This window comes from Streptomyces sp. NBC_00258 (assembly GCF_036182465.1).
In the GTDB taxonomy this organism is placed as follows: Bacteria; Actinomycetota; Actinomycetes; order Streptomycetales; family Streptomycetaceae; genus Streptomyces.
In genome coordinates, this window is record NZ_CP108081.1 from 10089807 (window position 1) to 10116002 (window position 26196).

8 protein-coding genes are annotated in these 26196 nt (G+C 69.9%); 6 read left to right on the top strand and 2 right to left on the bottom strand.

All coding sequences use genetic code 11. From position 1 onward, the window contains the following. The first annotated feature begins 1 nt into the window (after position 1). The 6 genes from OG718_RS44800 (at position 2) to OG718_RS44825 (ending at position 23678) form a co-directional block, all read left to right on the top strand. The gene (locus tag OG718_RS44800; protein ID WP_328846851.1) at positions 2-970 is read left to right on the top strand and encodes an ACP S-malonyltransferase; all 969 of its coding nucleotides are present in this window, start codon (positions 2-4) and stop codon (positions 968-970) included. Between the two features lie 48 nt (positions 971-1018). Continuing rightward, positions 1019-1267 carry a phosphopantetheine-binding protein gene (locus tag OG718_RS44805; RefSeq protein ID WP_200399878.1) on the top strand — a complete coding sequence of 83 codons (249 nt, stop codon included), beginning with the start codon at positions 1019-1021 and terminating at the stop codon, positions 1265-1267. A gap of 98 nt (positions 1268-1365) precedes the next feature. Beyond that, positions 1366-2925, top strand: a complete 1560-nt coding sequence (locus OG718_RS44810; RefSeq protein ID WP_328846852.1) for an AMP-binding protein — start codon at positions 1366-1368, stop codon at positions 2923-2925. Positions 2926-3101: 176 nt separating this feature from the next. After that, a complete protein-coding gene (locus OG718_RS44815; protein ID WP_328847940.1) occupies positions 3102-4643 on the top strand; it encodes an AMP-binding protein in 1542 nt (513 codons plus the stop codon). Beyond that, complete coding sequence (locus OG718_RS44820; RefSeq protein WP_328846853.1) at positions 4640-5884, top strand: type III PLP-dependent enzyme; 1245 nt, start codon at positions 4640-4642, stop codon at positions 5882-5884. Before OG718_RS44815 ends, OG718_RS44820 begins: the two co-directional genes overlap by 4 nt. A 121-nt stretch (positions 5885-6005) precedes the next feature. Beyond that, positions 6006-23678 carry an SDR family NAD(P)-dependent oxidoreductase gene (locus OG718_RS44825; protein ID WP_328846854.1) on the top strand — a complete coding sequence of 5891 codons (17673 nt, stop codon included), beginning with the start codon at positions 6006-6008 and terminating at the stop codon, positions 23676-23678. A gap of 395 nt (positions 23679-24073) precedes the next feature. On the opposite strand, the gene OG718_RS44830 is transcribed toward OG718_RS44825, so the two are convergent. Then, on the bottom strand, positions 24074-24400 hold the full coding sequence (locus OG718_RS44830) for a PqqD family peptide modification chaperone (protein ID WP_143644831.1): 327 nt from the start codon (positions 24398-24400) through the stop codon (positions 24074-24076). Positions 24401-24536: 136 nt separating this feature from the next. Next, complete coding sequence (locus tag OG718_RS44835) at positions 24537-26123, bottom strand: MFS transporter (RefSeq protein ID WP_143644830.1); 1587 nt, start codon at positions 26121-26123, stop codon at positions 24537-24539. Between the last annotated feature and the right edge of the window lie 73 nt (positions 26124-26196).

The following is a 26196-nucleotide window of genomic DNA, read 5'->3' on the forward strand; positions in this document are numbered from 1 at the left end:
CATGGACACGACACAGCATGAACCGGGCGCGGACGGCGGCGCGACGGCCATGGTCTTCCCCGGGATGGGGCCCGCGTCGTTCGCCGAGGTGGGCAGGTTCCTGGTGACCAACCGACAGGTCCGCGAACTGCTTGCGGAGGCGGACGACACACTCGGCTACTCGCTCGTGGACCGCTTCCGCGAAACCGAGGGCGACTACTCCGAGTACGCCCAGATCGCCTTCCTGGTGAACTGCGTGGCCCTCGCCCGCTGGGCCGAGCAGAGCCTCGGCGTCAGCCCCCGGATCTGCACCGGGGCCAGCTTCGGCGAGAAGTCCGTCGCCGCCTACAGCGGCGCGCTCGCCTTCGCCGACGCGGTGCGCATGACGGCCGGGCTCGCCCGCTGCATGGACGAGTACTTCCGCACCGAGCACACCGGTGTCGTGACCCACTCGTTCGTCCGCGCGCCCCGGGAGCGGCTCGACGAGATCCTCGCCGAACTCGACGAGCGCGGCGAATGGCACGAGATCTCCTGCCACATCGACCACGACTTCTTCATGCTCACCCTCCACGAGCGCAACAGCGCCTGGCTGGAGGGCCGCCTACGGTCGGCCGGCGCCATGCCGCTCTACGCCATGCGGCCGCCCATGCACGCCGCCGCCTTCGGCGGCCTGCGCCGCAAGGCGGAGGAGGAGGTCGTCGGCGGCCTCACCTTCCACGACCCGGCACTCCCCGTCGTCGCCGACCAGGACGGGGCGCTGCTGACCACCGGCGAAGAGGTGCGCACGATGCTCCTGGAGAGCTTCGTACGCCCCCTGCGCTGGCCCGACGTCATCGCCTCCCTCCAGGGCCAGGGCGTCACCCGCGTCTGCGTCGCGGGACCCGACAGCCTCTTCGGACGCGTCGGGACCACGACCCGTGCCTTCGAGGTCGTCGCCGCGACACCGCGCCTCGCCCTCCAGCCCCGCCCGCGCAGCACTACCGCCGCGTAGGCACCCCAAGACCGCGTGCCCCGTCGACCGGGGCCGAAAGGAGCTCCCATGTGGGACGACCGTTTCGAGAGCCTGCTCCGCCGCTATCTGCCGTTCCTCTCCGCCGACCAGCCGCTGGAGCACGACGTCAGCCTGCGCGACGTCGGCCTGGACTCCCTCGGCACCGTCGAACTCCTCGCCGAACTGGAGAACACCTACGGCGTCCACTTCCAGGACGAGGCCCTGACCAAGGAGACCTTCGAAACCCCCGGCGTGCTGTGGAAGACGCTGTCGGCCCTGGCCGAACCGCGCCCCTGACCATCCGCCACGGCCGAGCCCCCAGGACGCCCCGCCCGGTCCCGGAGCGAAGACCCCGGCCCGTAGGCACGACCGCCGCCCGGCCCCACGGAGGAACCATGGACGCCGCCGACCACGCACTGTATGCACGCTTCCTGCGCGGACTCGCCCGCGCACCCGAACGGCCCGCCGTGCGGTCCGGCGGGCAGGCGGTGACCTACGCCGAGGCCCACCGCACCGCCCTGCGCCAGGCCGGATCCCTGCTGCACACCACGGCCGGAGCGCCCACGGCGATCGGAGTGCTGGCAGCCAAGGGGATCCCCGTCTACCAGGGCATCCTGACCGCCCTGTGCGCGGGCGCGGCCGTGGTGCCGCTGCGGCCCGACTTCCCCGTCGCCCGCACCGCCGAGATGATGCGGGCCGCCGAGGTCACCGCCGTCATCGCGGACGCCCAAGGCCGGCGTCTGCTCCCCGAACTGCTCGCCGACCGGCCGGACACCGTCGTCCTGGCCGCCGACGACAACCCGGCACAGGAGCACACGCCGGGCCGCCCCGTGGTGGTGGACGAGCGCCACGCCCTGTCGGCGCCCAGGCCCGTGGCCCCCGACGACACGGCCTATGTGCTGTTCACCTCCGGCTCCACCGGGCGGCCCAAGGGCGTGCCGCTCAGCCACGGGAACTTCGCCCACTACTTCCAAGTGCTCGACACCCGTTACGACTTCACCGCCGAGGACGTCTTCACCCAGACCTTCGACCTCAACTTCGACTGCTCCCTGTTCGACATGTTCTGTGCCTGGGGCGCGGGCGCGAGCATCGCCCACATCCCGCCGCAGGCCTACCGGGACCTGCCGGCCCACCTCACCGAACAGGGCATCACCGTCTGGTTCTCCACCCCCAGCAGCATCGCGCTCGTCCGCCGTCTGGGCGGCCTGCGCCCCGGCTCCCTGCCCACCCTGCGCTGGAGCCTGTTCGCGGGCGAGGCACTCAAGTGCGCGGACACCGACGACTGGCAGCGCGCGGCCCCCGCGTCCTTCGTGGAGAACCTCTACGGACCCACCGAACTGACCGTGACCGTCACCGCCCACCGGTGGTCACCGGAGGTCTCCCCGGTCGTCGGCGCCAACGGCGTCGTCCCGATCGGCCCCCTCCACAAGGGCCTCGACCACGTCCTCCTCGACACGGACGGCCGGCCTCATCCCGACACCGGCGAACTGTGCATCACCGGGCCCCAGATGGCCGGCCGTTACCTCGACCCCTCCGACGACCACGGCAGATTCCTCGACCACGACGGACGCCGCTGGTACCGCACCGGGGACCGGGTCCGGCTGGCACCCGGCGGCGACCTGGTCTACCTCGGCCGGATGGACGCCCAGGTCCAGGTCCAGGGCTGGCGCGTCGAACTGGCCGAGGTCGACCACGCGCTCCAGGCGTGCGAAGGCGTCGACGAGGCAGTCACCGTCGGCGCGACCACCGGAGCGGGCACGGAACTCGTCGTCTTCTACACCGCCGCCGCACCCGTACCGCCGGCCCGCTTCGCCACGCTGCTCCGCGCCACCCTGCCGGACGGCGTCGTACCACGGCATTACCACCACATCGCGGAACTGCCGCTGAATTCCAACCGCAAGACCGACCGGCGGGCCCTTACCGCACGGGCCGACGAAATCCTCGCCGGAACGTGAAAGAACGCCTGCCGGACCACCAAACCCGATAGGGGCCCTTAGGGGCCGCTAGGGGTATGTCGTCCGGCCCGCACCGGGCTAGCCTCGCCATCAAAGACGTATTCGGGGGAGTTCGCCGTGTGCCTTGATCAGACCCTCACGTGCATTTACCGGACAGGAGACCGGCATTGAGCAGCATGACCCATGTGATGTCCGACAATGCCGAACTCGATCTCCGTCACGGCGGGCTCGTACATCAATTTCTGGAAGACTCCGGAAAAGCGTGGCCGAATTCCCAGGCCGTGGAGGACGCGTTCGGTTCGTGGACCTACGAGGAACTGCTGGCCCACAGCCAGGCGTTCAGCGCATGGCTCGACGAAAAGGGCATCGCCCGCGGTGAGCGCATCGTCGTCCAGCTGCCGAACGTCCGGCAGACGGTCGCCGTGTTCTTCGGGGCCTGCCGACGCGGCGTCGTCTTCGTGCCGCTCAACCCGGGCATGAAGCCCTTCCACCTCAGATCCGTCATCGCCGACGCCGACCCCCGGCTCGTCATCGCCGAGGACGAGACCGCCGCCGCCCGGCTGCACGACCTCACCGACCTGCCCGTGTTCGCGCTCGACACCCTGTGGCCCGACGTGGAGCGGCTGCGCGCCGAGAAGGCCGGCACCGAGCCCGTCGAGGTCTCGCCCGAGGACCTGGCCGTCCTCATCTACACCTCCGGCAGCACAGCTGCCCCCAAGGCCGTCGCCTGCCCCCACCAGCAGATCGCCTTCGCGGCGTCCTCCATCAACGCCGTCCTCGGCTACCACCGCGACGACGTGGTGTTCTGCCGTATGTCCGTCTCCTGGGACTTCGGCCTCTACAAGGTCCTCATCTCCACCCTCACCGGCGCCAAGCTCGTCCTCGCCGGGAGCGAACCGGACATCGCCCTGCTCAAGTCGATGCGTGAGACCGGCGCCACGATGATGCCGATCGTGCCGTCCCTCGCGAGCATGCTGACCACCCTGGCGCGACGCGACCCCGAAGGCGCTCCCACCGTGCGCATGTTCACCAACAGCGCCGCCGCCCTGCCCCAGGCCACCATCGACAAACTTCGCGAGGCGTTCCCCGGCGTCCAGGTAGTCCGCATGTACGGCCAGACCGAGTGCAAGCGCATCTCGATCATGCCGCCGGACCTGGAACACGAACGGCCCGACTCCGTCGGCCTGCCCCTGCCGGGCACCACCGTGGAGATCCTCGACGAGGACGGCCTGCCCCTGCCGCCCGGCGAACCCGGCGAGATCACCGTCACCGGACCCCACGTCATGGCCGGCTACTGGCGCGCCCCCGAACTCACCGCCCGCGCCTACCGACGAGACGAACGCACCGGCGTCATGCGGCTGCACACCGGAGACTACGGACACCTCGACGAGGACGGCTTCCTCTACTTCGCCGGCCGGCGCGACGACATGTTCAAGCGCAAGGGCACCCGCATGAGCACCGTCGAGATCGAAGCGGCGGCCCTCGACATCCCCGGCGTGACCGCCGCTGTCGCCCTGCCGCCCACCGACACCCGCGACCTGGTCCTCGTCGTCGCGTCCGACCTCGCACCGCACGACGTGCTGCGCAGGCTCGCCGAACGCCTCGAAGCCGCGAAGGTCCCCGCGATCTGCCGCATCGTCAACGACTTCCCGCTCACCCTGAACGGCAAGTCCGAACGCAAACAACTGGCACGACTCATCGACGGGGGCGACCGGTGACCCGCCACGAGGAACTCGCCGAACAGTACGGCACCCCGCTCTACGTCTACGACCTGGACCGCGTCACCGAGGCCCGCCGCGACCTGCGTACCGCCCTGCCCGACGAGGTCGAGGTCTACTACGCCCTCAAGGCGAACCCGCACCCCCAGGTCGCCGGCGCCCTGCGCGACGACAACGGCCCGGAGTGCCGCGCCGAGATCAGCTCCGTCGGCGAACTCGCCGCCGCCCTCACCGCGGGCTACCGCGCCGCCGACTGTCTCTACACCGGCCCCGGCAAGACGGACACCGAACTCGACGAGGCGATAGGCAAGGGCGTACGCACCTTCTCCGTCGAGTCCTTCACCGACCTCCAGCACATCGGTGCCGCCGCCCTGCGCCACGACACCGTCGCCCGGTGCCTGCTGCGCATCAACAGCGCCACCGCCAGCGCCACCACCAGCATCCGGATGACCGGCACCCCCTCCCAGTTCGGCATCGACAGCGAAACCCTCGCCGACGCCGCCCCGGACCTCCTGGCCGTACCCGGCACCCGAGTCGTCGGCATGCACTTCTTCCCCCTCAGCAACGCCCGCGACGAGGACAGCCTGATCGGGGAGTTCCAGCACACCATCGAGACCGCGGCTCGCCTGGCCGCGGACCACGGCATCCCGCTGGAACTCCTCGACATAGGGGGAGGGTTCGCCCACCCCTACGGGGCCCCCGGCGACCGCCCCGTCTACCGGCAGCTGCGCGCGGCACTCACGGCCGCTCTCGACGCCCACCTCCCGCGCTGGCGGGAAGGAGCTCCGCAGATCGCCGTCGAGACCGGCCGCTACCAGGTCAGCGGCAGCGGAGCGCTGCTGAGCCGGGTCGTCAACACCAAGGTCAGCCGCGGCCGGAAGTTCGTCGTCCTCGACGCCGGGATCAACACCTTCGGCGGGATGTCCGGCCTCGGCCGGCTGCTGCCGGTGGCCGTGGAGCCCGAGAGCACCGGCGCCGCCGACGCCGTCGAACTCGACGATGTCGCCAGCCTCGCAGGACCCCTGTGCACCCCCGGCGACCTCCTCGGCCGGGAGATCCCCCTCCCACGGCTCGAACCCGGCGACCTCGTCACCGTTCCGAACGCCGGCGCCTACGGAGTCACCGCGAGCCTCCTGATGTTCCTCGGCAGACCCGCACCGGTCGAAGTGGTCGTCCAGGACGGCCGGGTCGTCTCCGCGTCCCGCCTGGAGCACCACCGCACACCCGCCACCCCCGCGTAGCCGCACTGCCTCGCGGCACCACCCGCACCACCCCGGGAACGCCCGATGCGGGCGTTCCCGCACTTTTCCCTGCGCCCCTTCTTCACCTGTGTCGTCGCCCGCCCTAGCGAGGAGTAAGCGAATGAGCGAGTCCGAGTACATCGTTCCTGAAACCGCCCCTGTTTCGGATGAGTCCGCGGACCCGCGATCGGCGCTGGCGCGGCAGCTGGAGGACCTGTCGCCCGCCGAACAGCAGCAGGCCGTCCTCGACCTCGTGCACCGGCACACCGTGGCCGCCCTCCGGGCCGTCGCACCGCTCACCCCCGACACGATCGACGTGCAACGGCCCTTCCTGGAACTCGGTTTCGACTCCCTCGCCGCCGTGGACCTGCACGCCCGGCTGGCCGACGAGAGCGGCCTGGAACTCCCGGTGACGATCGCCTTCGACTTCCCCACCCCGGCTCTCGTCGCCGAGCAGATCCGGCGCATCGCCTTCGGCCTCGGCCAGGAGACCCACATGCCCGTCGCCGCCGGCACGGCCGCGGACGACGAGCCGATCGCCATCGTCGGCATCGGCTGCCGCTTCCCCGGCGACATCAACTCCGCCGAGGACCTCTGGCAGCTCGTCATGGACGAGGGCGAGGTGCTCACGGAGTTCCCCGCCAACCGCGGCTGGGACGTCGAGGGCATCTACGACCCCGACCCGGGCAAGCCGGGCAAGAGCTACGTCCGCGAGGGCGGCTTCCTCGCGGAAGCCGGCGGTTTCGATGCGGACTTCTTCGGGATCTCGCCGCGCGAGGCCCTCGCCATGGACCCGCAGCAGCGCCTCGTCCTGGAGACCGCGTGGGAGGCCTTCGAACGCGCCGGCATCGACCCCGGCTCCCTCCAGGGCAGCAAGGCAGGCGTCTTCATCGGCGCCGAGGTCCACGAGTACGGCACCCGCGTCCACGAGGCCCCCGAAGGCCTGGACGGCTACCTCATGACCGGCAACGCCCCCAGCGTCGCCTCCGGCCGCGTCGCCTACAGCCTCGGCCTGGAAGGCCCCGCGGTCACCATCGACACGGCCTGCTCCGGCTCGCTCGTCGCCCTGCACCTGGCCGCCCACTCCCTGCGCCAGGGCGAGTGCTCCCTCGCGCTGGCCGGCGGTGTGACCGTCATGGGCAACCCCGGCATGTTCGCCGCCTTCAGCCGTCAGCGCGGCCTCGCCGCCGACGGCCGCTGCAAGCCCTTCGCCGCCGCCGCGGACGGCACCGGCTTCTCCGAGGGCGTCGGCATCTTCGTCGTCGAGCGCCTCTCCGACGCCCGCCGCAACGGCCACCCCGTCCTCGGCATCGTCAAGGGCTCCTCCATCAACCAGGACGGCGCGAGCAACGGCCTCACCGCCCCCAACGGCCCGTCCCAGCAGCGCCTCATCCTCCAGGCCCTCGCCAACGCCGGCCTCACCCCCGCGGACGTCGACGCCATGGAGGCCCACGGCACAGGCACGAAGCTCGGCGACCCCATCGAGGCACAGGCCATCCTCGCCACCTACGGCCAGGACCGCGAGGAGGACCGCCCCCTCTGGCTCGGCTCCATCAAGTCCAACCTCGGCCACACCCAGGCCGCCGGCGGAGCCGCCAGCCTCATCAAGATGCTCATGGGCATGCGGTACGGAAAGCTGCCCCGCAGCCTCCACATCGACGCCCCCACGCCGCACGTCGACTGGTCCACGGGTGGGGTCGAACTCCTCACCGAGACCCGCGACTGGGACAGCCCCGACCGCCCGCGCCGGGCCGGCATCTCCGCCTTCGGCATCAGCGGAACCAACGCCCACGTCATCATCGAAGAGCCGCCCGCCCCCACCCCCGTCCCGGAACCGGCGACGGCCCCCGCGGGGCTCCCGGTGCCGTGGGTGGTGTCGGCCAGGTCGGAGGAGGCGCTGCGAGCCCAGGCGGAGCGGCTGTCGGCGCAGCAGCGGGACGCGGATGCGTCGATCGCCGATGTGGCCTTCTCGCTGAGTGCGTCGAGGGCCGGGCTGGACCATCGGGGTGTGGTGCTGGGTTCCTCGCGCGAGGAACTGCTGCGGTCGCTGGAGGTGTTGGCGGCCGGCGCTGAGGCGCCTGGGGTGGTGTCGGGTCGTGTGGTGGAGGGTCGGCTGGCGTTTCTGTTTACGGGTCAGGGTGCTCAGCGGGTGGGGATGGGCCGGGAGTTGGCTTCTGCGTTTCCGGTGTTTGCGGAGTCGTTGGGGCGGACGTGTGACCTGTTGGACGTCGGCCTGGAGGGTCTGGGACGTCCGTTGCGGGAGGTGTTGTTCGCGGAGCCGGACAGTGCTGCCGCAGGTTTGTTGACGCGGACGGTGTATGCGCAGGCGGCGTTGTTTGCGGTTGAGGTGGCGTTGTTCCGGTTGGTGGAGTCGTTCGGTGTGCGGCCGGACTTCGTGGCGGGGCATTCGGTGGGGGAGATCGCGGCTGCGCATGTGGCTGGGGTGTTGTCCCTGGAGGATGCGGCGGTGTTGGTGGCGGCTCGTGGCAGGTTGATGGATGGGTTGCCTGCGGGTGGGGTGATGGTGGCGGTGCAGGCCGCCGAGGCAGAGGTGCGTGAACTGCTGGAGGGGGTGCAGGACGCGGGTGTTGCTGCGGTGAACGGGCCGCGTGCGGTGGTCGTTTCGGGCAGTGAGGCCGCGGTGCTGCCGGTGGTGGAGGTGTTGCGGGCGCGTGGGGTGAAGACCAAGCAGCTCCAGGTCAGCCACGCCTTCCACTCGCCCCTGATGGAGCCCATGCTCACGGAGTTCCGTCGGGTCGCCGAGGTCCTGGACTACGAGGCGCCGCGGATCGCCGTGGTCTCGAACGTGACGGGCGCGGTGGCTTCGGCGCAGGAACTCTGCACGCCGGAGTACTGGGTGCGGCATGTCCGCGAGGCGGTGCGCTTCGGTTCCGGTGTGGAGGCCTTGGTTGCCGCGGGTGTGTCGTCGTTCGTCGAGTTGGGCCCCGATGGTGTGCTCAGCGGAATGGCTCGTGAGTCGCTGCCCGAGGACTCGGATGTGGCGTGCGTACCGGTGATGCGGCGGGACCGCGACGAGGTACGAGAGTTCCTGACCGGACTCGCCCGGCTCACCGTCCGCGGGATCGGTGTGAGTTGGGAGCCGTTGACGGCGGGTGGACGCCAGGTGGAGCTGCCCACGTACGCCTTCCAGCGACGCTGGTTCTGGCTTGAGGCCGGCCAGAAGGTGACTGATGCGGCGGGTCTCGGGCAGTCGGCCGCCGACCATCCCCTGGTGGGTGCGGTGGTCGGGCTGGCCGGCGGCGACGGGTCGGTGCTGACCGGGCGGCTGTCCCTGAAGTCGCACCCGTGGCTGGCCGACCACGCCGTCGCCGGTGTGGTGCTGCTGCCGGGCACGGCCTTCGTCGAGCTGGCGGTACGCGCCGGTGACCAGGTCGGCTGCGGACGGCTGGAGGAGTTGACGCTGGAGGCGCCGCTGGTGGTGCCCGAGCGCGGAGCCATACAGGTACAGATCGTGGTCGGGGCACTTGAGGAGTCAGGTGTTCGCCCGGTGAGCGTGTACTCCCGTGCCGAGGACGAGGGCGTGGAGGAGGCCTGGACCCGGCACGCCACCGGCTTCGTCGCGGGCGGGGTCGGCACCGACGGCGTGAGCCTGGAGTCATGGCCGCCCGCCGGCGCCGTGGCCGTCGACGTGAGCGACGTGTACGAAACCATGGCTGGTCAGGGATACGGCTACGGGCCGGCGTTCCAGGGGCTGCGCTCCGTGTGGCGCCGCGCGGACGAGGTGTTCGCGGAGGTCACCATCCCCGAGGGCGCGCAGGCGGACGCGCAGCGGTTCGGGCTGCACCCGGCGCTGCTGGACGCCGCACTGCACGCGACCGACTACCTGGACCCGCAAGGTCCCGACGCCGCCGCGGAGACACGCCTGCCGTTCGCGTGGACCGGAGTGACGCTCCACGCCACCGGTGCGTCCGCGCTGCGGGTGCGGATCACGGCGGCCGGGCACGACGGCTACGCGCTGGACCTCGCCGACACCGCAGGGCAGCCCGTCGCGACCGTGCGGTCCCTCGTCCTGCGCCCGGTCACCGCGGAACAACTGCGTGGCGCCCAGAGCGGTCCCGACTCGATGTTCCGGGTGGACTGGACCCCGGTCACGGCCGAGCCGACCCCGTCCGACGGCGTCTGGACCCTCATCGGCCCCGACGAGCCCGGTCTGGCGGCCGCACTCGTCGGCGTCGGCATACGCTGCGCCGCTCACGACGACCTGGACGAACTCGGTGCCGCCCTCGACGCAGGGGCCGCCGCCCCCGACTTCGTCGCCGCCAACCTGCCGTCGCCGGCCGACCTGGACACCGACGTGCCCACGGCCGTCCGTGCCGCGGCCGACGCCGCGCTGCGGCTCGTCCAGACCTGGCTCGCCGACGAACGCCTCACCGCCACCCGGCTCGTCGTCGTCACACGCGGGGCCGTGTCCGTCGACCCGGACTCGGGCGGTCCCGACCTGGCCCTGGCTCCCGTCTGGGGCCTGCTCCGCTCCGCACAGGCCGAGAACCCCGACCGCATCCGCCTCGTCGACATCGACGACACCGAGCCGTCGCGCACAGCCCTGGCCCTCGTGACCTCCGTGGACGAGCCCGAACTCGCCCTGCGCAAGGGCAACCTGTACGCCCCCCGCCTGGTCCGGGCTGCCACGGACACCGGGCTCGTACCGCCCTCGGACGCCGCGAGCTGGCGCCTGGACGTGCTGACCCAGGGAACCCTGGACAACCTCGCCCTCATCCCCAGCGACGCCGACCGGCGGCCGCTGGCCGAGGGACAGGTACGTATCTCCGTCCGAGCCGCGGGTGTCAACTTCCGTGACGTCCTCGTCGCCCTCGGCATGTACCCGACCAAGGCGGACATCGGCGGCGAAGCGGCCGGCATCGTGGAGGAGGTCGGCCCCGGAGTCACCGGATTCGCGCCCGGCGACCGCGTCATGGGCCTCTTCGACACGGCCTTCGGCCCGCACGCCGTCACCGACCACCGCACGCTCGTCCCGATGCCGCGCGGCTGGTCCTACGCGCAGGCCGCCACCGTCCCGCTCGTCTTCTCCACCGCGTACTACGGCCTGGTGGACCTCGCGGACGTGCGCTCCGGAGAGTCGGTCCTCGTCCACGCCGCGGCCGGCGGCGTAGGCATGGCGGCCGTGCAACTCGCCCGCCACCTCGGGGCAGAGGTGTACGGCACGGCCAGCCCGGCCAAGTGGGACGCACTGCGTTCCGCCGGACTGGACGACGACAACATCGCGTCCTCCCGGGACACCGGGTTCGAGCGGAAGTTCCTCGACAGCACCGGCGGCCGTGGCGTCGACGTGGTCCTGGACTCCCTCACCGGCGAGTTCATCGACGCGTCCCTCCGCCTCATGCCGCACGGCGGACGCTTCGCCGAGATGGGCAAGACCGATGTCCGCGACCCCGAGCAGGTGGCCGAGCAGTACCCCGGCGTGCGCTACCGCGCCTTCGACCTCTTCGAGGCGGACCTCGACCGACTCCAGGCGATTCTGCGGGAGTTGCTCGCCCTCTTCGACAGCGGAGCGCTGAAGCCCCTGCCCGTACGCACGTGGGACGTCACGCAGGCTCCCGACGCCTTCCGCCACATGGCACAGGCCCGCCACATCGGCAAGGTCGCCCTCACCATGCCCGCCCCGCTGTGGCGTGCGCAGGAGGGTGTCGGTGGTGTGGTGTTGGTGACGGGTGGTACGGGTGGTCTGGGTGCGGTGGTGGCGCGGCATTTGGTGGTGTCGCATGGTGTGGAGCGTCTGGTGTTGTTGTCGCGGCGGGGTGAGGGTGCGCCGGGTGCGGTTGAGCTGGTTGCCGAGTTGGCTGGTTTGGGTGCTCGGGTGGATGTGGTGGCGTGTGATGTGAGTGATCGTGCTGGGTTGGCTGCTGTGGTGGACGGTCTGGGTGCGGAGTTGTCGGCGGTGGTGCATGCGGCCGGTGTGGTGGATGACGGTGTGCTGGGGTCGCTGACGGCGGAGCGGTTGGACGGTGTGCTGGGTCCGAAGGCGGATGCTGCCTGGTATCTGCATGAGCTGACACGGGAGTTGGACCTTTCCGCCTTCGTGATGTTCTCGTCCGTCGCCGGTGTCGTGGACGGTGCGGGACAGGGCAATTACGCCGCGGCGAACGTGTTCCTCGATGCTCTCGCCGTGCATCGGAGGGCCGTCGGTCTGCCCGCTTCCTCTTTGGTGTGGGGGTTGTGGGAGGGCGCTGGTATGGGTGCGGTGCTGGGGGAGGGTGATGTTGCGCGGATGAGTCGGTCGGGGGTGCTGGGTCTGTCGGTGGGGCAGGGTCTGGCGTTGTTCGATGCGGCGTTGGGTGTGGATGTGCCGGTGGTGGTGCCGGTGCGTTTGGATGTGGGGGTGTTGCGGTCGCGGGTGGATGGTGTGCCTGCGGTGTTCCGTTCGGTGGTGGGTGGGCCGGTGCGGCGTGCGGTGGGTGCTGCTGTGGCGGGTGGTGGTGTGGTGCCGTTGGCGGGGCGGCTGGCGGTGTTGGGTGTTGATGAGCGTGAGCGGGTGTTGTTGGAGTTGGTGCGGTCGCATGTGGCGGCGGTGCTGGGACATGAGGGTGCGGGTGCGATCGAGCCGGGGCGGGCGTTCAGTGATATCGGCTTCGACTCGTTGTCGGCGGTGGAGCTGCGGAATCGGTTGAACGGGGAGACGGGGCTGCGGTTGCCGGCCACGTTGATCTTCGACTACCCCACCCCCCAAGCCCTCGCCGAATACGTGATCGTCTCCCTGCTCGGCGAGGAAGCCACCACGGACGTCGCGCCGCCGCTGGCCGAGGCGCCCGCCGTTGCCGGGACCGACGACGACCCCGTGGTGATCGTCGGCATGGGCTGCCGCTACCCCGGCGACGTCCGCAGCCCCGACGACCTGTGGCGGCTCGTGTCCGAGGGCACCGATGCCATCACGCCCTTCCCCGACAACCGGGCGTGGGACATCGACGACATCTACGACCCGCTGCCTGGTGTCTCCGGCAGGACGTACACACGTGAGGGTGGCTTCCTGCACGACGCGGCGGAGTTCGACCCGGGGTTCTTCGGGATCTCGCCGCGTGAGGCTTTGGCGATGGACCCGCAGCAGCGGTTGCTGCTGGAGACGTCGTGGGAGGCGATCGAGCGGGCGGGCATCGACCCGACCACCCTGCGCGGCACCCAGACCGGCGTCTTCGCGGGTGTCATGCAGACCGACTACGGCACAGGAAGCGCCCGCCTCTCCGAGGACGTCGAGGGCTACATCGCCAACGGCACCCTCGGCAGCGTGGTCTCCGGCCGAGTCGCGTACACCATGGGTCTGGAGGGCCCGGCCGTCACGATCGACACCGCCTGCTCCTCCTCGCTGGTCGCCCTCCACTGGGCCGCCCATGCCTTGCGCCAGGGGGAGTGCTCACTCGCGCTCGCCAGTGGTGTGACCGTCATGTCCACCCCCGAGACGTTCATCGACTTCAGCCTCCAGCGCGGCCTCGCGGCAAACGGGCGCTGCAAGGCGTTCTCCGCCGACGCGGACGGCACGGCCTGGGGCGAGGGTGTGGGTGTCCTCGTCCTTGAGCGGCTGTCGGACGCGCGGCGCAACGGTCACCAGGTGCTGGCCGTCATCCGTGGTTCGGCGCTGAACCAGGACGGTGCGAGCAATGGTCTGACGGCTCCGAACGGTCCCTCGCAGCAGCGGGTGATCCGTCAGGCGCTGGCCAGTGCCGGACTCTCGGCCTCGGAGGTCGACGCCGTCGAGGCCCACGGTACGGGCACGACCCTTGGCGACCCGATCGAGGCCCACGCACTGTTGTCGACGTACGGCCAGGAGCGCGAGGAGGACCGTCCGCTCTGGCTGGGCTCGGTCAAGTCGAACGTGGGCCACACGCAGGCCGCCTCCGGTGTCGCGGGCGTGATCAAGATGGTCATGGCGATGCGGGCCGGCATCCTGCCCCGGACCCTGCATGTTGCGGAGCCGTCGAGTCATGTGGACTGGTCTGCGGGTGCGGTGGAGTTGTTGACGGAGGCGCGGGAGTGGCCGGAGGTGGGTCGTCCGCGGCGGGCGGGTGTGTCGTCGTTCGGTGTGAGCGGTACGAATGCGCATGTGATCGTGGAGCAGGCGCCGGTGGAGGAGTCTGCGGCGGAGGCTGTTGCGGAGCCTCGTGTTGGGTCGGGCGTGGCTGGGCTCCCGGTGCCGTGGGTGGTGTCGGGCAAGTCTGTGGAGGCGTTGCGGGCGCAGGCGGGTGTGTTGTTGGCGCAGCAGCGGGGCGCGGATGCGTCGATCGCCGATGTGGCCTTCTCGTTGGGTGTGTCGCGGGCGGGGTTGGAGCATCGGGGTGTGGTGCTGGGTTCCTCGCGTGAGGAGTTGTTGCGGTCGCTGGAGGTGTTGGCGGCCGGCGCTGAGGTGCCTGGGGTGGTGTCGGGTCGTGTGGTGGAGGGTCGGCTGGCGTTTCTGTTTACGGGTCAGGGTGCTCAGCGGGTGGGGATGGGGCGGGAGTTGGCTTCTGCGTTTCCGGTGTTTGCGGAGTCGTTGGGGCGGACGTGTGACCTGCTGGATGTCGGGCTGGAGGGTCTGGGACGTCCGTTGCGGGAGGTGTTGTTCGCGGAGCCGGAGAGCGCTGCGGCAGCTTTGTTGACGCGGACGGTGTATGCGCAGGCGGCGTTGTTTGCGGTTGAGGTGGCGTTGTTCCGGTTGGTGGAGTCGTTCGGTGTGCGGCCGGATTTTGTGGCGGGGCATTCGGTGGGGGAGATCGCGGCTGCGCATGTGGCTGGGGTGTTGTCCCTGGAGGATGCGGCGGTGTTGGTGGCGGCTCGTGGGCGGTTGATGGATGGGTTGCCTGCGGGTGGGGTGATGGTGGCGGTCCAGGCCGCCGAGGCAGAGGTGCGTGAACTGCTGGAGGGGGTGCAGGACGCGGGTGTTGCTGCGGTGAACGGGCCGCGTGCGGTGGTCGTTTCGGGCAGTGAGGCCGCGGTGCTGCCGGTGGTGGAGGTGTTGCGGGCGCGTGGGGTGAAGACCAAGCGACTGGATGTCAGTCATGCTTTCCATTCGCCGTTGATGGAGCCGATGCTTGATGGTTTTGCTGCGGTGGTGGAGGGGTTGACGTTCAACGCTCCGGTTCTCGGGGTGGTGTCGAACGTGACCGGTGGCATCGCGTCGGCGCAGGAACTCTGCGCGCCGGAGTACTGGGTTCGGCATGTCCGCGAGGCGGTGCGCTTCGGCTCCGGCGTCGAGGCGCTGGTTGCTGCGGGTGTGTCGTCGTTCGTCGAGTTGGGCCCGGACGGTGTGCTCAGTGCGATGGCTCGTGAGTCGCTGCCGGAGGACTCGGATGTGGTGTGCGTGCCGGTGATGCGTCGGGACCGGGACGAGGTGCGGGAGTTCCTGACGGGTCTGGCGCGGCTCAATGTCCGTGGCGTTGAGGTGGGTTGGGAGCCGTTGACGTCGGGTGGACGCCGGGTGGAGTTGCCCACGTATGCGTTCCAGCGGCGTCGGTTCTGGCTTGAGGGCGGCCAGAAGGTGACTGATGCGGTGGGGCTTGGCCAGTGGGCTGCTGATCATCCCCTGGTGGGTGCGGTGGTCGGGCTGGCGGGCGGCGACGGGTCGGTGCTGACGGGGCGGTTGTCTTTGAGGTCGCATCCGTGGCTGGCCGATCACACTGTCGCCGGTGTGGTGGTGTTGCCGGGCACGGCGTTCGTCGAGTTGGCGGTGCGTGCTGGTGATGAGGTGGGTTGCGGACGGCTGGAGGAGTTGACGCTGGAGGCGCCGCTGGTGGTGCCTGAGCGTGGTGGTGTTCAGGTGCAGGTTGTGGTGGAGGCGGCGAACGGGGCGGGGGAGCGTCTGGTGGAGGTGTACTCGCGGCTCGAGGACACCGACGAGACGCCCTGGACCCGACACGCCACCGGCTTCGTCACTGCTGGTGGCGCTACGGACGGCGTCGGACTTGAGGTCTGGCCGCCTGCCGGTGCACAGGTTGTAGACGTGAGCAATGTGTACGACGTGCTGGCTGGCCAGGGATACGGCTACGGGCCGGTGTTCCAGGGGCTGCGCTCCGTGTGGCGCCGTGCCGACGAGGTGTTCGCGGAGGTCGCCCTGCCGGAAAGCGAGGCCGACGCGCAGCGGTTCGGGCTGCACCCGGCGCTTCTGGACGCCGCACTGCACGCGACCGACTATCTGGACGACCACGATCCGGATGGCACGGACAGTGGGACACAACTGCCGTTCGCGTGGACAGGCGTGTCGTTGTACGCCTCCGGTGCGACGGCTCTTCGGGTACGCATCTCCCGTACAGGGAAGGACGAGTACGCACTCGACATGGCCGACGGCGTCGGCCGGCCCGTCGCCACCGTCCAGTCGATCAGCACCCGGCCGGTCTCGGCGGACCAGCTGAACAGTGCCGCGTCCTCTCGCCACCAGTCCCTCTTCCAGCTGGAGTGGACGTCCGTGAAACCGGCGCCCCACACCACCGCGGAGAACGTCGGATGGGCCCTGCTCGGTGAGCCGACTCCGGAGACGGCGGACCTCGCGGGCTTTGCGGGAACGCCGACCTACGCCACGTTCGCCGATCTCGGCGCTGCCGTGGACGCTGGGGCCGGAGTCCCGGACATGGTCGTCCTCCCGTGCCGCAGCAGGCTCGACGGGAGCAGCGTGCCGGAGGCGGTGCGGGGCACCCTCCACGAGGCTCTGGCGACCGTGCAGGCCTGGAACGAGGACCCCAGGTTCGATGGCGCACGGCTCGTCGTGCTGACCCGCGGCGCCGTGTCCGTGTCCGATACCGAGGTGCTCACGGCCCTCGACCTGGCGCCCGTACGGGGCCTGCTCCGTTCCGCGCAGGCCGAGGCTCCCGGCCGCTTCCTGCTGGTCGACACCGACGGATCCGTCCTGTCGGCAGAAGCCTTGCGTCATCTGCCCGAGCTGCAGGAGGCCGAGATCGCCCTGCGCGAGGGCGAGATCTTCGTTCCTCGTCTGGCGCGGGTGAGTGCGGGTGGTGGGGTGCCGTCGTGGGGCGGTGGTGTGGTGTTGGTGACGGGTGGTACGGGTGGTCTGGGTGCGGTGGTGGCGCGGCATTTGGTGGTGTCGCATGGCGTGGAGCGTCTGGTGCTGTTGTCCCGGCGGGGTGAGGACGCGCCGGGTGCGGTTGAGCTGGTTGCCGAGTTGGCTGGTTTGGGTGCTCGGGTGGATGTGGTGGCGTGTGATGTGAGTGATCGTGCTGGGTTGGCTGCTGTGGTGGACGGTCTGGGTGCGGAGTTGTCGGCGGTGGTGCATGCGGCCGGTGTGGTGGATGACGGTGTGCTGGGGTCGCTGACGGCGGAGCGGTTGGATGGTGTGCTGGGTCCGAAGGCGGATGCTGCCTGGTATCTGCATGAGCTGACACGGGAGTTGGACCTTTCCGCCTTCGTGATGTTCTCGTCCGTCGCCGGTGTCGTGGACGGTGCGGGACAGGGCAATTACGCCGCGGCGAACGTGTTCCTCGATGCTCTCGCCGTGCATCGGAGGGCCGTCGGTCTGCCCGCTTCCTCTTTGGTGTGGGGGTTGTGGGAGGGCGCTGGTATGGGTGCGGTGCTGGGGGAGGGTGATGTTGCGCGGATGAGTCGGTCGGGGGTGCTGGGTCTGTCGGTGGGGCAGGGTCTGGCGTTGTTCGATGCGGCGTTGGGTGTGGATGTGCCGGTGGTGGTGCCGGTGCGTTTGGATGTGGGGGTGTTGCGGTCGCGGGTGGATGGTGTGCCTGCGGTGTTCCGTTCGGTGGTGGGTGGGCCGGTGCGGCGTGCGGTGGGTGCTGCTGTGGCGGGTGGTGGTGTGGTGCCGTTGGCGGGGCGGCTGGCGGTGTTGGGTGTTGATGAGCGTGAGCGGGTGTTGTTGGAGTTGGTGCGGTCGCATGTGGCGGCGGTGCTGGGGCATGAGGGTGCGGGTGCGATCGAGCCGGGGCGGGCGTTCAGTGATATCGGCTTCGACTCGTTGTCGGCGGTGGAGTTGCGGAATCGGTTGAACGGGGAGACGGGGCTGCGGTTGCCGGCCACGTTGATCTTCGACTACCCCACCCCCCAAGCCCTCGCGGATCTCATCCGGGAAAAGACACTCGGAGAGGTCGACGCGGCCGCGACGCCGATGGCGACCACCGCGACCGACGACGAGCCCATCGCCATCGTCGGCATGGGCTGCCGTTACCCCGGCGACGTCACCACGCCCGAGGACCTGTGGCGGCTCGTGTCCAACGGTACGGACGCGGTCAGCCTCTTCCCTGAGGACCGCGGCTGGAACGTCGACGACATCTACGACCCGCTGCCTGGTGTCTCCGGCAGGACGTACACACGTGAGGGTGGCTTCCTGCACGACGCGGCGGAGTTCGATCCCGGATTCTTCGGGATCTCGCCGCGTGAGGCTTTGGCGATGGACCCGCAGCAGCGGTTGCTGCTGGAGACGTCGTGGGAGGCGATCGAGCGGGCGGGCATCGACCCGACCACCCTGCGCGGCACCCAGACCGGCGTCTTCGCCGGGATCATGTACCACGACTACGGGTCCCGCGTGACTCAGCCGTCGGAGGAGGTCGAGGGCTACCTCGGCAACGGCAGCGCGGGCAGCATTGCCTCGGGCCGTGTCTCTTACACGTTCGGTTTCGAGGGCCCGGCCGTCACGGTCGACACGGCCTGCTCCTCCTCGCTCGTCGCTCTCCACTGGGCGATCCAGGCCCTGCGTCAGGGTGAGTGCACGATGGCACTCGCGGGTGGTGTGACCGTCATGTCCACTCCCGAGACGTTCATCGACTTCAGCCTCCAGCGCGGCCTCGCGGCAAACGGCCGCTGCAAGGCGTTCTCCGCCGACGCGGATGGCACGGGCTGGGGCGAGGGTGCGGGGGTGCTGCTCTTGGAGCGGTTGTCGGACGCGCGGCGCAACGGTCACCGCGTGTTGGCCGTGGTGCGGGGCTCCGCCGTCAACCAGGACGGTGCGAGCAATGGTCTGACGGCGCCGAACGGTCCCTCGCAGCAGCGGGTGATCCGTCAGGCACTGGCGAGCGCCGGACTCTCGGCCTCGGAGGTCGACGCCGTCGAGGCGCACGGTACGGGTACGACGTTGGGTGACCCGATCGAGGCGCAGGCGCTGCTGTCGACGTATGGCCAGGAGCGGGACGGCGATCGGCCGTTGTGGCTCGGTTCGATCAAGTCGAACGTGGGTCATACGCAGGCGGCTGCGGGTGTGGCGGGTGTGATCAAGATGGTGATGGCGATGCGGGCGGGTGTGCTGCCCAAGACGCTGCACGTCGGTGAGCCTTCGCCGCATGTGGACTGGTCCGAAGGTGCGGTGGAGTTGTTGAGCGAGGCGCGGGAGTGGCCGGAGGCCGGTCACCCGCGGCGGGCGGGTGTGTCGTCGTTTGGGATCAGTGGGACGAATGCGCATGTGATCGTGGAGCAGGCGCCGGCCGAGGAGGCCGTCCTGGAGTCCCGTGTTGAGACTGGTGCTGAGCCGGGTGTGGTGTCGACTGTGCCGGTGCCGTGGGTGGTGTCGGGTAAGTCGGGTGTGGCTTTGGCGGGTCAGGCGGGGCGGCTGGTCGAGGCTGTGTCGGGTGCTGGTGAGGTTTCGGTTGCTGGTGTGGGTTGGTCGTTGGTGAGTGGTCGTTCGGTGTTCGGGCATCGGGCGGTTGTGGTGGGTCAGGATCTGGATGGGTTGTTGGCTGGGGTGCGTGGGCTGGCGGCCGGTCAGTCGGCTGACGGTGGGGCCGTGCCTGGGTTGGTGTCCGGTGTGGCGGATGTGTCGGGTCGTCGGGTGTTCGTGTTTCCGGGGCAGGGGTCGCAGTGGGTGGGGATGGCGGAGGCTCTTCTTGAGTCGTCGCCGGTGTTCGGGTCGCGGTTGGGGGAGTGTGCGGCGGCGTTGGAGTCGTTCGTTGACTGGTCTCTGCTGGATGTGGTGCGGGGTGTGGAGGGTGCCGCGTCGCTGGAGCGTGTCGATGTGGTGCAGCCGGTGTTGTGGGCGGTGATGGTCTCCCTGGCTGCGGTGTGGCGTTCGGTCGGTGTCGAGCCGGATGCGGTGGTGGGTCATTCGCAGGGTGAGATCGCGGCTGCGGTGGTGGGTGGCTGGCTGTCGTTGTCGGACGGTGCGCGGGTGGTGGCGTTGCGGTCGAGGGCGATCGGCGAGGTGTTGGCGGGTGGTGGCGGGATGCTCGCGGTCCAGGCCCCGGCCGATGACGTCGCTTCCTGGCTGCAGGACGTCGAAGGTGTCGGTATCGCCGCAGTGAACGGCCCGCGCTCTGTTGTCCTTTCGGGCACTCGTGAAGGTCTCGAAGCCTGTGTGGAGGTGTGGTCGGCGCGGGGTGTGTGGGTGAAGTGGGTGCCGGTGGACTATGCGTCGCATTCGGAGCAGGTGGAGGAGGTCCGCGGCCGGATTCTGGCGGATCTGGCACCGCTCAGCCCGTTGTCTGGTGGGGTGCCGATGTTGTCGACGATGACCGGTGAGTGGGTCGGGGACGAGGGCGGCGGTTTGGGTGCCGGCTATTGGGTGGAGAACCTGCGCCGGCCGGTGCGGTTCGCCGATGCTACCCGCCGCCTTGCTCAAGAAGGTTTTGGTGCGTTTGTCGAGGTGAGTGCGCACCCGGTGCTGGTGATGGGCATCGAAGAGACGATGGAGGCGACGGGCATGGAGCCCGGCGGCGACACCGGGAACGGTGCTGTTGTCGCGGTGGGGACGTTGCGTCGTGGTGAGGGTGGCTGGGATCAGTTCCTGCGTTCACTGGCGGGTCTGTTCGTCCGCGGTGCTGCCGACCCGGACTGGAAGATCCTCCTGGGTGGTCCCCATCCTCGGGTGGAACTGCCCACCTACGCCTTCCAGCGGGAGCGGTTGTGGCTGGATGCGACGGCGGTGGCGGGGGATGTGGCGGGCCTGGGTCAGGTGGCGGTGGAGCATGCGCTGCTGGGTGCCGGTGTAGGTGTGGCCGGCGGTGGTGGGGTGTTGTTCACGGGCCGGGTGGGTGTGTCGACGCATCCGTGGCTGGCTGATCATGCGGTGTCGGGTGTGGTGTTGTTGCCGGGTGCAGGGTTCGTCGAGTTGGTGGTGCGGGCCGGTGACGAGGTGGGTTGTGGCCGGGTTGAGGAGTTGATGCTGGCGGCTCCGCTGGTGGTGCCGGCGCGCGGTTCGGTGCAGGTGCAGGTGGTGGTGGGTGCTGTCGAGGACGGCGGACGCCGCACGGTGGGCGTCTACTCGGGCTCGGGTGATGGGGTGGAGGGGGAGTGGGTGTGCCACGCCACCGGCTCCCTCATCCCTGACACCGGATCCCAGCAACAACTGCAGCAGAGCGGTGGGTCCGTCCTGTCGGCGGCATGGCCCCCGCCGGGTGCCGAGCGGATCGATCTGGTGGGCGTGTATGAGGACTTGGCGGTGGAGGGTTATGAGTACGGTCCGGTCTTCCAGGGGTTGAACGGGGTCTGGCGCAACGGTGAGGAGGTGTTCGCCGAGGTTGCTCTCCCGGAGGGCACGGTGGTGGACGGTTTCGGGCTGCACCCGGCGTTGCTGGACGCGGCGCTCCAGGCGGCAGGCTTCGGCTCCTTCACCTCTGACCCCGACACCGCGATCGACTCCGAAGCCGGTTCCGTCGGCGGCGTGCGTCTGCCGTTTGCCTGGTCGGGTGTGTCGTTGTACGCGTCGGGTGCGTCGTCGTTGCGGGTCCGGCTGTGGCCGGTGGGCGAGGACGGTTTCGGCGTGGAGCTGGCCGACGCGGCAGGACTGCCGGTGGCCCGGGTCGACTCACTCGTCACCCGCGACATCAGCCCGGAACAGCTCAACGCCGCCGGAGGCACCAGTACACGGACGGAGTCGTTGTTCAGGGTCGACTGGACCCCCACGGCGTTCTCCCCGCTGTCGGAGCTGCCGAGTTGTGCGGTACTCGGCACAGGCTCCGACCTGCATGCGGTGTTCGGTACGGACACCCCGGTGCTGTCGGACCTGGCGGCGATCGACACGGACGCCACCGGCCGGGTGCCGGAGTGGGTGTTCGTGGACGTGGACGCATGGGCGACCGCCCTCTCACTGGGCGCGGACGCGGATGCGGATGCAGATGCAGACGGAGACGCAGATGCAGACGCGACGGCGAAGGCAGCCATGCCGACCACCGTGCGGAGTGTCACTGCCCAGGCCCTCGCGCTCGTACAGCAGTGGTTGTCCGACGACCGGTGGGCCGCGTCCCGCCTGGTGTGGGTGACCCGGGGCGCTCTCGGCGTCCAGGCCGGGGACGCGGTGCCCGGTCTGGCGTCCTCGGCGCTGTGGGGTCTGGTGCGTGCCGCGCAGTCGGAGCATCCCGACCGGTTCGCGCTCCTCGACCTCGACCCGGCCACCGACCCTATGGGTTCCGCCGACGCCACGTCCGAGCCGATGGACCGGGTCCTCGCCGCACTCGCCTCCGGTGAGTCGCAACTTGCCCTCCGGGCAGCAGAGTTGCTCAGCCCTCGTCTCGTCCCCGCCCACGCCCCGACGGCCGAGGCGTCCGACGAGACCGGCGGCCAGGAGTTCGGCAAGGCGGTGACCGGCACCGTACTCGTCACCGGTGGTACCGGAGGCCTCGGTGCCGTCTTCGCCCGGCACCTGGTCACCGAGCACGGCGCTCGGCGCCTGCTGCTGACCAGCCGACGGGGCCTCGACACACCGGGTGCCGCCGAACTGGTCGCGGAACTGGGGGAGTTGGGTGCCAGGGTCGATGTCGTCGCGTGCGACGTGTCCGACCGGTCGGCACTGCGGGACCTACTCGCGGGTGTGGCTGAAGACGCGCCGCTCACCGCGGTCGTGCACGCCGCCGGTGTGCTCGACGACGGCGTGGTCGAGACGATGAGCCCCGACCGTCTGGACGCGGTCATGCGACCCAAGACCGATGCGGCCTGGTACCTGCACCAGCTCACGGCGGAACGGGAACTGGACGCCTTCGTCCTCTTCTCATCCGCGGCGGGCACACTGGACGGAGCAGGACAGGCCAACTACGCGGCGGCCAACGTCTTCCTGGACGCACTGGCCCAGCACCGGCGAGGGCAGAACCTGCCGGCACTGTCACTGGCGTGGGGCCTGTGGAGCGAACGCACCGGCATGGTCGGCTCGTTGGACGGCACGGACCTGGACCGGATCGGGCGCTCCGGTGTCCGGCCGCTCGCCACGGCGGAGGGGCTCGCGCTCTTCGACACGGCGGCCGCGCAGGACGAGCCTGTCGTGCTGCCCGTGCACCTGGATCTCGCCGCGCTGCGGTCGAGGCCCCAGGACCAGGTGCCGGCCATCGTCCGCAAGCTGGTCGGGGCCACCGCTCGGCGGACCGCCGCCGCGGGAAGCGCCGAGAACGACCGGACGGTGCTCACGCGGCGCCTCGCGGAGCTTGCTCCCGCCGACCGGGACCGCTTCCTGCTGGACCTGGTGCGCGGGCAGGTCGCCGCGGTGCTGGGATACGCCAGTCCTGATGCGATCGAACCGGAGCGCGGGTTCCAGGAGTTGGGCGTGGACTCGCTGGGTGCGGTGCAGATACGCAACCGGCTGGGCGCCGCGACGGGCCTGCGGCCGCCGACGACGCTCGTGTTCGACTATCCGACGCCCGCGGCGGTGGCGGGTTACTTCAAGGAGCACCTCTCCATCACGGACGAGGACGCTACGGCCGACCTCATGCGTGAGATCGGCCGACTGGAAGCCGCTGTCGCGGCGGCGGTCTCGTCCGGGGACGCCGGACTGGCGCCTGCGGCGGATCGGTTGAGGGCGCTGGCGGCGAAGCTGGTGGAGGTCGGTGCGGGCCGGCCAGATCAGGAGGACGAAGCCGACCTCGAGGCCGTTACGGCCGACGAGCTGTTCGACATCCTCGACGGCGAACTGTCAGCGGACTGACCGATCCGACCGTGCATGAGAGTTGTGGTGGGCCCACCGGCAGTGGGCCCACCACAACCTTGCGCCACCGTGTCGCAGGTCCGTCACCGACGGGCCTGTCACCGACATGTCCCGCACCGACAGATCTCTCGCCGACCGACCGGTCCTCAACTGACCGGTCCTCAACTGACCCGCCCCCAACTGACCCGGCCGGTCCGGTCATGGCGTGGTCGACCACTTGTTCGTCGGGCTCTGGCGCTTTGGTGCCGCGGTTCTCTAAACTGGTTCTGCGACCGGTTCTTGTACTTTCGTACGGCGTCTCTCCGGGTTCTATATGCGTGCGGTTCTTCAAGCTGTTTCTGCGTCCCGCTCTCGTACGCTCGTGTGGCGGCTATGGCTGGTCATGCGGTTGGCTCTCACTCCACGACGCTGACGAGATCGGCGTCTCTCAACTCGCCGATGAAGGTGTCGAAATCGGCTCTGAGCCATCGGGGGTTGCGGTTCCATCGCACGGCAAGTACCTCGACCGCCGGCTCGACGTGCCCCGCATGCTGCTGCAGGGCGATCCATATGGCGGTGCCCATCGGCCCGCAGAGGTAGGTACTGCCCGTGCGTGGGGACTCCAGTTGCAGGGTCCCGTCCTCGCGCACCAGCGCCACGGTTTCCGGTTCGACTAACACTCGCAGACGTTCCTCCCTCAGCGGGCGCACCTGCCCGCTCATCGTGATGGAGATCGTCCCCACAGCCCCTACGTCCTGGCGGCGGTCACCTCAAGGCACCGCTCGTCCACTCCCCCGCGCAGGCCGACCGTGATCGGCCTGCGCGGAGGAGTGGGTGCACGAGCGGCACCGGGCGGTCGAACGGCCGTCAGCGCTCCGCTCAGCGGGTGTAGAGCTGGGCGTCGTTGTCCTTCGAGTTCGGGGCGGCTGCGTGCGGGTCCCCGGCCGAGGGGCTGATCCGCAGGTGGCGCAGCATCAGACCGGCCAGCACCGCAGCGACGAACATCACGGCGGCCGCTGTGTAGGAGGCGAGCTGCATGCCTTCGGTGAACGCCTCCCGGCTCGACGTCAGCAGGAGCTCGGCGAGATCTTCCGGCAACTGTCCGGCGACCTGTACGGCACCGCCCAGCGTCTCGTGCGCGACCTCACTCGCGGCCCCGGGGATCCCTGAGGGCATGTCGGTGTCCATGGACTGGCGGTACACGGCGGCACCGATACTGCCGAGGATCGCGATACCGAGAGCGCCGCCGAACTCGGCACAGGTCTCGGACAGTCCGGAGGCCGAGCCGGCCCGTTCCGGTGGCGCGGCGGCGATGATCAGGTCGGCGGCAAGGGTCAGTACGACACCCACACCGGCCGCCATCATTGTGGCGCCCGTGATGACCAGAGCGAGTTCGGAATCGGCCTGGACCTGGGCCATGACCCCGAACCCGGCCGCTGCGAGCAGCAGGCCCGCGGAGATGACGTACGCCGGTCGGATGCTCTGCACGAGAACGGCCGCGAGGGTCGCGCTGACCATCGTCGCGCCGGCCGCCGGCAGGGTCCACAGACCGGCGGTCCACGGTCGTAGGCCGTATACCAACTGCAGGTACTGGGAGGTGAACAGGCCGAAGCCGACCATGGCGAACATCGCCAGGACGTTGGTGCCCACCGAGGTGCTGAAGGCGCGGTTGCGGAACAGCGACACGTCGAGCAGGGGGTGGGTCAGCTTGCGTTGGCGCAGTACGAACACGATGCCCACCAGCAGGCCGACGCCGATCGTCGCCAGCGGGATGACCGCCACACCGTCCTCGGCGATCTTCTTCATGCCGTAGATGACGGGCAGTACGGCGGCGAGGCTGAGTCCGGTGCTCATCAGGTCGAACTTACCGGGGTTGGGGTCGCGGAACTCCGGCAGCATCACCGGACCGAGGATGAGCAGCAGGACCATGACGGGCACGTTGACCAGGAACGCGGAGCCCCACCAGAAGTTTTCGAGCAGCGCGCCGCCGAGCAGGGGGCCGAGGGCCGCGCCGCCGGCCAGGGCGGCGGTCCACACGGAGATGGCGGTACGGCGCTGGTGGTCGTCGCGGAACATGTTGCGGATCAGGGAGAGGGTCGAGGGCATCAGGGTTGCGCCTCCGATGCCCAGTAACGCCCGTGCCAGGATCAGCATTTCGGCGCTGTTGGCCATCGCCGCGGCGGCCGAGGCGGCGCCGAACGCGGCGGCACCCAGCATGAGCAGCTTCCGGCGACCGATGCGGTCACCGAGCGTGCCCATCGTGATGAGCAGGCCGGCCAGCAGGAACGAGTAGATGTCCATGATCCAGAGCAGTTGGGTACTGCTCGGTTCCAAGTCGGCGCTCAGGAAGGGCAGAGCGAAGTAGAGGACGGTCATGTCCATGGAGATGAGAAGTACCGGAAGGGTCAGCACGGCAAGGCTGGCCCACTCCCGTCCGGTCGCCTTCAGTGACGGATTGGTAGCCATGAGCGGTACTATACGGATGTGTAGGACGGATGTATAGCTGGCTCGCCGATTTTGGTTTCCAGGGGCGCACGAA